Source organism: Alkaliphilus peptidifermentans DSM 18978 (assembly GCF_900101495.1).
GTDB lineage: Bacteria > Bacillota > Clostridia > Peptostreptococcales > Natronincolaceae > Alkaliphilus_C > Alkaliphilus_C peptidifermentans.
Map to the genome: position 1 here is coordinate 84469 of NZ_FMUS01000008.1, position 12419 is coordinate 96887.

At 37.0% G+C, this 12419-nt stretch carries 12 protein-coding genes; 5 read left to right on the plus strand and 7 right to left on the minus strand.

All coding sequences use genetic code 11. The annotated features are described in order from the left end of the window. Nucleotides 1-79 precede the first annotated feature (79 nt). Genes BLP68_RS07495 through BLP68_RS07520 form a run of 6 tightly spaced genes read right to left on the minus strand, consistent with a single transcriptional unit; the run spans nt 80 to nt 5904 of the window. Nucleotides 80-1567 carry an extracellular solute-binding protein gene (locus BLP68_RS07495; RefSeq protein WP_091541918.1) on the minus strand — a complete coding sequence of 496 codons (1488 nt, stop codon included), beginning with the start codon at nt 1565-1567 and terminating at the stop codon, nt 80-82. Between the two features lie 44 nt (nt 1568-1611). Beyond that, nucleotides 1612-2499 (minus strand): carbohydrate ABC transporter permease, encoded by an 888-nt coding sequence (locus tag BLP68_RS07500; protein WP_242876933.1) that lies wholly within the window; start codon nt 2497-2499, stop codon nt 1612-1614. A gap of 2 nt (nt 2500-2501) precedes the next feature. Further along, on the minus strand, nt 2502-3497 hold the full coding sequence (locus tag BLP68_RS07505; RefSeq protein WP_091541920.1) for an ABC transporter permease: 996 nt from the start codon (nt 3495-3497) through the stop codon (nt 2502-2504). Nucleotides 3498-3511: 14 nt separating this feature from the next. Next, nucleotides 3512-3823 carry a DUF4387 domain-containing protein gene (locus BLP68_RS07510; RefSeq protein WP_091541922.1) on the minus strand — a complete coding sequence of 104 codons (312 nt, stop codon included), beginning with the start codon at nt 3821-3823 and terminating at the stop codon, nt 3512-3514. 11 nt (nt 3824-3834) lie between these two features. Then, complete coding sequence (locus tag BLP68_RS07515; protein ID WP_091541924.1) at nt 3835-5199, minus strand: acyclic terpene utilization AtuA family protein; 1365 nt, start codon at nt 5197-5199, stop codon at nt 3835-3837. A gap of 18 nt (nt 5200-5217) precedes the next feature. Further along, on the minus strand, nt 5218-5904 hold the full coding sequence (locus BLP68_RS07520; protein ID WP_091541926.1) for a FadR/GntR family transcriptional regulator: 687 nt from the start codon (nt 5902-5904) through the stop codon (nt 5218-5220). A 264-nt stretch (nt 5905-6168) separates the two neighbouring features. On the opposite strand from BLP68_RS07520, the gene BLP68_RS07525 reads away from it, so the two are divergent. The 5 genes from BLP68_RS07525 (at nt 6169) to BLP68_RS07545 (ending at nt 10963) form a co-directional block, all read left to right on the plus strand. Next, entirely contained in the window at nt 6169-7083 is a 915-nt protein-coding gene (locus tag BLP68_RS07525; RefSeq protein ID WP_091541929.1) for an ABC transporter ATP-binding protein, read from the plus strand. Then, nucleotides 7083-8687, plus strand: a complete 1605-nt coding sequence (locus tag BLP68_RS07530; RefSeq protein WP_091541931.1) for an ABC transporter permease — start codon at nt 7083-7085, stop codon at nt 8685-8687. The genes BLP68_RS07525 and BLP68_RS07530 overlap by 1 nt, the downstream gene beginning before the upstream one ends. Before the next feature lie 366 nt (nt 8688-9053). Beyond that, complete coding sequence (locus BLP68_RS07535; protein WP_091541933.1) at nt 9054-9932, plus strand: aldose 1-epimerase family protein; 879 nt, start codon at nt 9054-9056, stop codon at nt 9930-9932. A gap of 175 nt (nt 9933-10107) precedes the next feature. Beyond that, nucleotides 10108-10482, plus strand: coding sequence for a hypothetical protein (locus BLP68_RS07540; RefSeq protein ID WP_242876934.1), 375 nt, complete (start codon nt 10108-10110; stop codon nt 10480-10482). Between the two features lie 55 nt (nt 10483-10537). Then, entirely contained in the window at nt 10538-10963 is a 426-nt protein-coding gene (locus tag BLP68_RS07545) for a hypothetical protein (protein ID WP_091541935.1), read from the plus strand. Between the two features lie 126 nt (nt 10964-11089). Here BLP68_RS07545 and BLP68_RS07550 read toward each other — a convergent pair whose 3' ends face one another. After that, nucleotides 11090-12406 carry an L-cysteine desulfidase family protein gene (locus tag BLP68_RS07550; protein ID WP_091541937.1) on the minus strand — a complete coding sequence of 439 codons (1317 nt, stop codon included), beginning with the start codon at nt 12404-12406 and terminating at the stop codon, nt 11090-11092. Nucleotides 12407-12419 lie beyond the last annotated feature (13 nt).

Consider the following 12419-nt stretch of genomic DNA (forward strand, 5'->3'; position numbering starts at 1 on the left):
TCGCACCTCACATAATTATTTGTTTCTTAGTAGTGTGTCGCCCTGTAAATCTATTACAGGGCGAGGTTCCATCAATATGCTATTTAAGTACTTCTGCTAAATAGGTGCTGATTTCATCACCACCTGCAGCATTCCATTTTGCTACGAATTCATCAAAGCTGTCAATGCTCCTAGTCCCTCTTATAATGTCGGTTGAGTACTCTATATAAAGTTTATCCATAGCATCTTTTAAAGGAAGTAGCTCGTTGGGTAGAACCACATTAACATCACTATAGTAGTATTTTGCTGCATTATCAAGGGATGCAACTGCAGGATCAGTAAGAATTTCACCTGTGATGTTGGAGATGTCCAGCCCTACCAATGTTGGCCAGAAGCGTGCCCACCACTCAGGAAATCTTTCGGTTAATGTAATTTTTCCATCGATTTCGGTATAATGTATGTCCTTTAAGCCTAATTTATCAAGCCTTCTACCCTCTTCTCCTGCCATATATTCCAGCACTGCCCAAGCTGCTTCCTTAACTTTGGAATCTGCATTAATTGCAAAGCCTCTAGACTCTTTAGTGACATCTATAGACTGATAGGCTTGGGACAATCCTTTAGCAGGGGGAAGAACTATAAGTTCAGCTGTTTGTCCATTTGTTTGAATCATTTTATTATTGTATACATTGACTACATCTCCTGCAGTACCAGAAACAAAACCTGATTTACCCTCATAAAATGCTTGTTCCATTGTATCCCATTGTTTTGTGATGTATTCTTTATCTAATAGACCTTCTTTATATAACCTTGCATAATATTCCAGCTTATTCTTCTCGAACTCTGTAGCCTTAGAGTAAACGTATTTTCCATCCACCTTCATTATAGTACTAGTTACACCAAATGCATGGTTAAACACGCTGTCTAGCTTGGCGATGGTTCCATCAGTGGTAATTGGGTATTCACTAAGTCCCTTATCCTTCATTTCTTTAAACATTGCATAATAGTTGTCGGGGGTTGGATTTACCAGCAGCTCTTTACTTTCCAGCGAGTTAAACCAGTCGCTTCTCATAACAGGAATTTGCACTCTAGCTGGAGCTAACCACAACAAATAGGGATAGTTTTTAATTGATTCTCTGTTATGACTTTGCATAATTGCTTTTACATTGGTTGAATTATTGATGTAAGGTGTAAGATCTTCAAGCATACCCTCCTGTGCGATGGGAAGATCTCCCCCTTGAAAGTATATGATATCAGGTGAAACCTGACCAGTTCTAAAGGCTATAGGAACTACATCAGCATATTTACCTGCTGGAGCCTCTAAAATTTCTAGCTTTATGTAATTACCTTCAGCAGCCATTCCTGCTTCGATTTCTTCCACCAGCTTTTGAACGTTTTCTTCAGTGGGCACAACATCCTTGCAGAGGTAAGTAACCTTCACTGGATTATCCACAGTACCAATATTTGATGTATCTACCAAGGCTGTGTCATCAGGTGTTGCCACTGTTGGAGTTTCCTCCTTAGAACCACAGCCTGCAAATAATGTAATACTTATTAGTAATACTAGGGTCAAGCTGATTAACCTTTTCATTTAAAAATCCTCCTTATTTTTCTTCTACTTTATTTTGTATCTATTTATTCTTTTACTCCTCCACCCATAACATCCTTTGCATAATATCTAAGAACAATTGGATAAAGTAATAGAATCGGTATAATTGCCACAATAATGGTGGCACCCTTAAGGGCTGCATAATCTATTCGGGCTAGATCATTATAATTAAAAAGGTTCTGCTGTCCTACAATTGAAGTAGTGTCTCCCAATACAACAAACTGCCTCAAAATCACCTGAAATAAAGTGTCCTTAGCCTTGACAAGGTAAATGCTCGCTTTAAAAAATTCATTCCACCGCAGTACTGCATAGAACATAGTTATTGTTGCTATACCTGACTTTGCCAAAGGAAACACTATTGAAAAGAGTATACGCATATGGCTTGCGCCATCAAGTTCAGCCGCCTCGAAAACAGAGGCTGGAATATCCTCAAAATAACGCATCATAATAATGAGATAGTAAACATTAACTGCTGTAACCAGTATAACTGACCATTTACTCCCCATTAGCCCAAGTTTTTGTACAACCAAATACTCTGGTACTAGACCTGGTTCAAAGAGCATCATAAAAATGAGAAACACCATTATAGCCTTTTTAAACATCAATTTAGGTCTTGTAAGCACATATGCTGCAGAGGTGGTGAGTATTATATTGATTGCAGTACCTACTACTGTGACAAAGATAGAGTTTCTAAAGGCAGACATAAGTGCTGGATGATTGAATACAATACGATAGTTAATTAAACTAAAATCCTTTGGAATAATCTCAAGCCCGCTCATTTTAACTGATGCTTCTGGGCTGGACAGGGAGCGTGCCAGGATATTAAGGAGAGGGACAATCATTGTAAGTGTTATTGCTCCTAAAATCAACATAAGAATGATCTGGCCAAAGGTAATTTTTCTGTTTCGTTTCAACCTTACCACACTCCCTTTCCAGTAAATTTTTTAGAAATTAAATGGGTTGTCAGTACAAGAAATACACCTACGACTCCTTTAATCAAGCTTACAGCTGTTGATAGTGAATACTGTGCATTTTGAATACCTACCCGGTAGATATAGGTATCTAAAATATCAGTGGTACTTAATACAGCATCATTGGAGAAGTTAAGCACCTGATCGAAGCCCGCATTGAGAAAGAAGCCTAGGTTCAAAATAAACACTGTAACCATTGGAGTTACAAGGGCGGGCAATATTATATATCTAATGATACTTAAGCGATTTGCACCATCAATCTCTGCAGCCTCATACAAGCTTGGCGGAATACTAAGAATGGCCGTGTAGTAAAAGATAGAATCCCAACCAATGCTTCTCCATGCCTCCGACAACATTAAAATCCAACGTATTTTTGTTTTATCCGTCATAAAATCTATGGATGGCAGATTAAAAATTCCCAGGATCTGATTCACTGAACCAGTGGATGGCGCCAGTGCTGCAATCCAGATTCCAGCTATTACAACCCATGATAAAAAGTGAGGCATATATGATACCACCTGCACATATTTTCTAAAACCCGCTACCCTCAGCTCATTGAGTATGATGGCAAATAATACGAAAAAAGGGAACAAAAGAACAAATTTCATAAAGCTTATTATTAGAGTATTACTCAAAATATCCATAAAGGCTGAGGTTCTGAAAATCATTCGGAAGTACTTCAACCCCACAAATACCCATGGACTTCGGGCTTTATATTCGTAAAAGGCCAGCCTCATCCCCATAATTGGCCAAAGTCGAAATATCAGAAAATATAATATTGTAGGCGTTAGAATAATATATAGCATAAAGTCAGTCCTTAGACGCCTCCATACTAGGCTGTGCTTCAGCTTTTCTTTATAAAAAGCTCTAGTTTCTTTTACACTAGTGAACCCTCTTCTTCCCTTTATCTTAGGAGGTTCTCTCTTTTCTTTTACATTCATAACAATCCTCCTCTTTATGGAATGACAATATCCATCAGCGGGGCATGCTGTTGCGCACCGTACACATCACGATCACGGAAGGTACCTGATGAAACAGTTCTGTTGTATGTAATCTTAATGCCAAAGGCTTTTTCAAAAAAAATAATATTGCTTATGTCTTTCGGTTCTAAATTATATAGCTGACAAATGGTTTCAACATTTATAACTCCACTCTTTACAACTCTGTTATAGTACTCAGGATTATCAAACAGTATATCTAATGTAATTTCGAAGGGACCACTATTTTTGCTTCTTAGTATTTTAGCTAAATCTATAAGTTTGTTCATATTGGCATCTCCTATTTATTTCTGTATTCAATGGGAAATAACACTTTTCCATTCTCCGTTTCCATAAGATGGTATACTGAAAATTCGTATACTGCACCAAACTCCACATCACTTGGTGCAAAAGGAAACGCCAGATTACCCGCTGTAGATTTTCTTCCATCGTATCCATAGTGCATAAAGGTGGAACGAACTGAGCTGCACAATGCAGAAGCGTCACTTTGGGTTCTAGCAATAACCTCAAACACTACTCCCAGTTCATGAGAGATAGTATTATTTGTTTCTAAGCTTCCCATCACTCCGTTTTTGCCGTAGTTGTAAAAGTTGATCTCATATTGATCTTGGGGGATTTCCTGGTATTGTTCCATTACACTGTTTTTCACCAATTCTTCTACCTCTTCTATCTTTTCCACAAGAATGGGATCTCGGACGCCTGCCACAACAAAGCTTCTATAGGCTACCCTGCGGGCACCCTCCAGCTTCACTTCATAAACTGGTGTACTGCTTATTCTACTGCCACTTACACGAACCCGCCCTTTACCGACATCGATAAAGTCACAGTCCTCTAACTCTAGAACAATACCAGGGCCATGTAAAATAAAAGGATGATCCTTCTCATAAAAGGTATGGGCTGCTACACTTACAGGTGTACATTTGCGCTGCGGATTTGTTGAGTACACCTCAAAGTTATCATTATAAAGGACACCCATCATACAATCTTTTGTAGTGCCTGGCTCACAGCATAGAGCGCCACATTCCAATACCTTACCCATGTGATATGCCAAGGCCTTATCAAAACCATGGAATATACCTACAGCCGCAAAAGGTGCCGGGTCATAGGCTCTACCGCAAACAATCAACTGTGCACCACATCCCAATGCTTCTAAAATAGGCTCTGTACCCATCTGTGCAACAATACTGGTGGTTTCCTTTAAAGCCTTATCAGTAAGAACTGGTACTGTATTTCCTAAGGGGATAACCTTGTCCTGCCTCATATGCTGCTGAATAATATCCTTTGGAATATCTGCCCAAATGACAGCTTGTTTAAGTGGAGAAAGCTTACCTTCAGTAATAATTTCATCTATTATATCGAGAGTCCATTCTACATGTGCTCTTGCACCGCTTCCACCTGCCGAGCCAATAATCACTGGAATGTTATTTTTAAAACCAGCCGTGATTATAAACTCCAAATCCTTCTTACAGGCCTTACGGCTTACAATTGCAGTACTGGCCCCCAATTTATGGGGTCCTGCATCTGTGGAGCCTGCATCCACGACAATAGCATCAGGCTTCTCTTTCATTCCATTTGCAAAGGATTCTGGAGGAAATCCATATCCCAAAATACCACAGGGTGACAGAATTTTAATATGCTTTTTCATTTTCCCTACTCCTTATGCTTATTTCATACTCTCAATTTTTTTATCCACCATCCTCATATGATGGAGTACTGCTTTCCTTGCTGCAGCCTTATCCCTGTTAGCAATGGCAGTAGCAATGGCAAGATGCTCTTCAGCAATTTGATTGCGTCTCTCTTGATCACGATGGCTCCTATTGGCAATCTCACTGATTAAATCGTAATAGGTATCAATAAAGTTCATAAAGAAGATGTTTCTGGATGCCTGTGCCAGCTTATAATGGAAGTAATGATCCATATTATGCTGAATTTCTTCGTTATCTGCAACCCCAAGTACATCAAATAGCTCTTCAATCTCTTCATCACCTGCCCGCTCAATAACTCGTTCAATCATCTTCAATTCAAGTGTTTCTCTAAAATCTAACAAATCGCTATAGGTAGCTTTTTTCAGCAATTCATCCACCGATTCATTCATTAGCTTATTCTGAGCATCATCCTGAATATAAGTACCGTCTTTGGGTTTTCTACGTATATATCCCTGAGATTGCAAACGGGTTAATGCCTCCCTCAGTATTCCCCTGCTCACCCCAAATTGCTCAGATAAAATTGTTTCATTCGGTAGCTTGTCTCCTGGCTTTAAGCTGCCTTCCCGTATCATATTAATAATCTGATTGACAATCTTATCCGAAAGTCTATCATGACTTACACGCGTAATATCCATACCTACCATCTAACCACCCCTTCATAATATATTGTTATATTGTTATATGGTTTAATTGTTTAACAATTTAACTATATACTAGCACTAATACAAAATATTTGCAATACTCTTTTTTTTATAACCATAAAATTTGCTTTCTTAAGTGAAATTTTTCCTAAATCTAGACCCTAAGTAGTAATTTTTTAATAAACTAAAAATATTACTAGGTTTATAATCTATGCATATCCAGCTCTTTTAAAGAAAATAATTTATATATAAGGGAGTGGTTGCATAATGACGGTTTTAAGAACAACTAATTTAACGAAAAGATTTGGTAAATTTACTGCTTTAAATGGAGTTAACATAGAAGTCAGCAGGGGAGAAGTTTATGGCTTTATCGGTCCAAATGGTGCGGGTAAGTCCACCACAATCCGTGTATTACTGGGTATCTTAAAGGCAAGTGGGGGTGAAGCGAAGATTTTTGATAAAGACGCCTGGAGTGATGCCGTTGATATTCACAAGCAAATTGCCTATGTACCTGGTGATGTAAATCTATGGTCAAACCTCACCGGTGGTGAAATTATCGATTTATTTGTAAAGCTACGGGGTTCCAATAACAAAAGCCGCCGAGAAGAGCTCATCGAGAAATTTGACTTAGATCCATCCAAAAAATGCAGAACCTATTCAAAGGGCAACCGGCAAAAAGTTGCATTAATTGCTGCTTTTTCGTCAGAAGCAGATCTTTATATTTTAGATGAACCAACATCAGGTCTTGATCCATTGATGGAAAAAATCTTTCAGGAATGTGTAATGGATGCAAAAATATCAGGAAAAAGTGTTTTACTTTCCAGTCATATTTTGTCTGAAGTGGAAAGATTGTGTGATAGGATTGGAATCATTCGTCAGGGTAAAATTATTGAAACAGGTACCTTAAGTGAGCTACGTCATTTAACAAGAACAAGTTTACTTGTTGAAACTAAACAACCAATTAAGTCATTAAGTGAAATAATAGGTGTTCACGATATTGAAAAAAAGGGGCAAGCCCTTTCATTCCAGGTAGATAGTGAAGAATTAGGTAATATCATTAAATATGTAAGTCAATTTGAAATTATGCGGCTAGAGAGCGCACCACCTAAATTAGAAGATTTATTTATGCGCCATTATGAAGGTGTCGGGGAAAATACCAATAAAGGGAGAGATGAGTCATAATGTCAAAGGAGTTGTATTATAATACTGGAAAGATTGCTGGCTTAATAGTGGGTCGTGACCGTATCCGCATTCCAATTTGGTTGATTTCTATAACTCTTATGACAATTATCACTGCCACCACCTTCCCAGGTTTATATCCTACATCACAGGAAAGACAGATAATTGCAGAAACAATGCTAAACCCTGCAATGACTGCAATGCTAGGACCTGGATTTGGATTAGATAACTATACTTTTGGAGCGATGCTGGCCCATCAAATGTTGCTTTTCACTGCTATAGCTGTGGCAATCATGAGTATCTTACTTGTTACCCGCCATACACGTACTGATGAAGAGGGAGGCCGTATCGAAATGATTCGGTCTCTCCCCGTTGGCCGTTTATCAAATTTAAGTGCAGCCACCTACGTTTTATTTGGAACGAATGTGCTCTTAGCCATCATCATAGGTTTGTCATTATACGCTCTAGGTATTGAAAGTATAGATTTGGAAGGCTCACTATTATATGGAGCTGCATTAGGTGCAACAGGTATTTTTTTCACGGCCGTCACTGCATTATTTGCCCAGCTTTCAGAAAATTCTCGAGGAACCATTGGATTCTCCTTTTCATTATTAGGAGTCTCTTATCTTATTCGTGCAGTTGGCGACATCAGCAACGAAGCTCTTTCTTGGTTTTCACCCCTAGGTTGGATTTTACGTACTGAAGTGTACGTTAATAATTACTGGTGGCCCATTTTACTAACAGTAGGTATAGCACTTGCTCTTTTGGCCCTTGCTCTTTACTTAAATGCAATCCGAGATTTAGAATCTGGTTTATTACCTGCAAAGCCTGGCAGAAAAACCGCTTCATCCTTTTTACAAAGTCCCCTTGGTCTAGCAATAAGACTTCAAAGTACAGGTATAATTGCCTGGGCAATTGGTATGTTCATTTTAGGTTCTTCTTATGGATCGGTGTTAGGTGATTTAGAGGCCTTTTTTGAAGGTAACGAAATGATGCGGGAGTTATTATCTCCTATCGAAGGCTTTTCGTTGACGGCACAATATTTAACTATGTTGATGACAGTTATCTCCATAATTTGTACGATTCCATCTCTTATGATGATTTTAAAGCTAAAGGGCGAGGAGAAAAAAAATCATACAGAGCATTTACTGGCCCGAGCAGTATCCCGTACACGAATAATGGGAAGCTATTTTCTTATTTCTATTGTTTTTGGATTTTTAAGTCTGTTACTGGCTGTATTAGGTCTATGGTCTGCTGGAACAGGAGTAATGGAAAATCCGATTCCTTTTGGAACACTCTTCAATGCTGCAATGGTTTATTTACCAGCAATGTGGATTATGATAGGTGTAGCATTATTACTTATTGGGTTTGTACCGAGGGCAACGGGTTTAACCTGGCTATACCTAGGTTATTCATTCTTTGTAGTATACCTGGGTGGATTACTTCAATTTCCCGATTATATGGGTAGGTTATCACCCTTCGGTAATATTCCAAAAGTACCAATTGAAGATCTTGATTTCACCAAATTCTTTGTATTGACTGCTATTTCACTTGTCCTTTTTGTTTTTGGATTTATGGGGTACAATGCCAGGGATATACAGGGATAAAAGGGTTATCATGACCATGCACCAAAATACTATTATTGGCAATTAACTACAATTATATCAAATAGGGTTATTCATCCGCGATTGATGACCTTCTTCATATGTAACCTTTTCATAATCCTACCATAAGGCTGTAGCCATCCCCTGTTTGAAAGTCTTCAATATCAACAACATTTATTAGTTGTTTTTTTACGTTTGTATGTAAATGATTTATATTCTAAGAAACGAAAAATTTATTACAGCAGTGTATAGGAGATCAACAACACTATGTGGAATATTTTAATTATGTAATTGAAAATATGTCTCCAAAAAACATATAGGATTTTAGAAGCAAAAATACGAGGATAAAATGTAAGGGGAGAGGATGATATGAGAAAAGAAATACTGGAGAATGAACACCTTTTGGTTGAGGTGGATGAAAATGGCGCTGAACTTACAAACCTGTTTTCAAAGACTAGTAATAATAACGTATTATGGAGTGGAGATAAGAAATATTGGGGTAGAGTAGCTCCAGTGTTGTTTCCCATTGTTGGTAAACTTAGAAATGATGAGATAAAGATTGATGGGCAGAAAAGAAATATACACCAGCATGGATTTGCAAGGGATAGTAAATTTGAAATTGTAGAAAAAACCAATGATAAGCTTGTTTATCATTTAAAGCAAAATCCTGAATTAAAAAACATATATCCATATGAATTTCAATTGATCATAAGTTATATAATTAAAAACAACTCTTTAATTGTAGGCTGGAATGTAAAGAACAATGATATTAAAGCAATGTATTTTTCAATAGGAGGGCATCCTGCATTCAGTGTTCCTCATAATTGCAAAGAAGAATTAAATAGTTACAGATTGGTTTTAAAGGGAAATGATAAGATCTATGAATATATTATGAACCCGCCCTTTATCAAGGGTAGGAAATATATCGATAATCCCAATGAGCTTACTATTGATAGTAGCTTGTTTACAAATGATGCAATAATCTATAGTGGATTGGAAATGATCTCTTTGTATAATATAAATGGTGGAAATAGAATAAGTGTTGAATTTCAAGGCTTTCCATACGTAGGTATATGGTCAAAATCCTCAGCTTCAAAGGATTCAATGGCACCATTTGTATGTATAGAACCATGGTATGGTATAGCCGATTTTGAGAATGGCGCTGACCTCATAGAAAAGAAGGCGGGTATTCAGAAACTTTCTGCCTCCCAGGAGTTTTTTACCTCTTACAAAATTATAATAGAATAATTACTTCTTTATTATTACAAATTTAGCTTAGAGTATTTTTTATTTCATTTTTTTATAGATCCAATATTTTATATATTGTTGGTATCAAATTTAATAAATGAATCATAATCTATCCAACAAAAGCTAAATTAACCTTTAAAGATATTCTCTATAATATAAAAGCAGGTGACCAGATATGCCAAAACTGACTTCCATGATGATAGTTAGAAATGAAGCTAACAGTAATAGAATAATTATGGGAGGGGCAGAACGTTATCAGGTAGATATCTGTAAATTGTTGAGAGACTTAGGACTTAATGTAGAGGTCTGGCAAATTGGAGATAACTGGACTAAGGAATTCGATGGAGTTAAGATACGTGGTATTCCAAGCAATAAAACAGAGGTTAATACTTTTCCTGAATTAAATATGGCTTTCTATGAAAACTCCATGTCCTTTGATTATGCTATATATTTCATTCTCTCTTTGGCCTATCCTATAGTCCAAAAAAAAAGCATTGCCATAAGCCACGGAGTATACTGGGATTGGCCGGGATTTCACACCTGCACATAATATACTTGTTGTTATTAAGGAATGTGTTCATTTTAACATTTTACAGCAGCTCTCCATGTTAGTCCCTACTTTTACCATGTCATCAGAACACCTTCCATCAGTTGAATTAATCCCATCAAATATTGAATGTATAAAAACTAAAAGATTACTTGATTCATGCTACAAGTTAGAGGATAATATCCTTATAATAAATATTCCACGGGAGCCTAAAAAAATTATTTCCTGTAATATAAAAAATATAAAGCTTAAGAAAAATCTAATTCCTTCTCAATTAGACGACCGCTTTTTAGCCATAGCTATTTATAGCTATACAATTGAAATAACATATATTGACTATAAGAAAAGAACTATTATATTTAAGCAATTATGCCCTCGTTATCAACGTGCATTTTTAAACAATACTTCCGGCCAGCTTGAAGTAAATTTAAATATTGAATGTATCCACTCAAGTATATATACTACAATACTTCCTTCAAATTAATAGGCTTATACTCATTCGCATTTATCGATTTACTATATGGTAGTTTTGAAAAATAATCGAAAAGGGGCTGTCGGGAAATAGCCCTCTAATAATAAGATAGTTACTTACATATGTTTTATCATCCAATTATAAAAATTTTAAGTTCTTAACCGTTCTTGCAGCTTGCATCCCCTGCATAACCTGGAGAATTACTTCATCAGCACCATTCATACCTTCAGATAGTATTTTTAAATTTTTAATGGTATCCTCTACAGTCTCTGCTATTATTCCATTCCCTGCAGGAATAACTTGATTATCTATAGCTAGAAGGGCTGCTTGTATGGCAGATGATACAGACGTCGAAAGCTTTAAAGCACATCCTACCTTTGCACCATCACATACCATTCCACTAATATCTCCTAAAACATTCTTTATAACGCCTTCTATATGACTTGTCTTTCCCCCCATTAACCAGGTTATTGCTACTGCTGCCCCGGTTCCTGCAGCAACCCCACATCCACATAAAACAGATAATCTACCAATATAATTCTTGATATAGCTGTTTATAATGTGACTCATGGCCAAAGCCTTAGCAAGCTTTTCATCAGGTACATTAAATTTCCAATTATAGGCTACAATTGGTAGTATAGCAGTTAATCCGTTATTGCCACTGCCGTTACTGCTCATCACTGGTAGCTTTAAACCAGACATTCGCACATCCGAGGCTGCTGCCGTTAACATCTTTGCATTATTCATAAAATCATCAGATAATATACCCTTTCTTATATTTTTATAAAGAGTATATCCTACTCCCATTCCTATATTTTTTTGTAATCCTTCCATTGCTACCTTTTCATTCATATATAAGCCCTCCAGCATGAAAGCAATTGACTTGTGGGGTATTTTTTCTATAGCCTCCACAATGGAACTTATTTTCATCTTATATAGGCTGTTATCATTTTCCATACCCTCGTCATTCTCCATCAGTCGGTCTTCTATTATATGACCTTGTCTTTCTAGGTAGACGAAATTATTATGCTTTCCCTTTATTATTACTCTAGCTGAGTCCTTTGCTGAATAAAGGATTACTTCTATATAAACTTTTTCATTGGTATTCTTTATATTTAGTTTTACTTTCCCAGAATCCAACAAAGCTTTAGCAAGCTCTATTTCTTTCTTTTCAATGCCTTCCAACAGTTGTAATCCCTTTTCACATGATCCTCCCACAAAACCCAGTGCTGCTGCTATAGGAAGCCCCACCTCCTTTGTAGGTGGTACTCCAACGGCTAGGCCATTTTTGAAAATATTGGGACTAACCAGCACTTCTATACTGGCTATTTCTTTATCATTTAATAATTCTTTGGCCTTTGCACAGGCTAAGGCTACTGCCACCGGCTCTGTACACCCTATAGCAGGTACTACCTCCATCTTTAATATGTCAACAATTAAATCTTCCAGTTTCATATTCTCTCCCCCA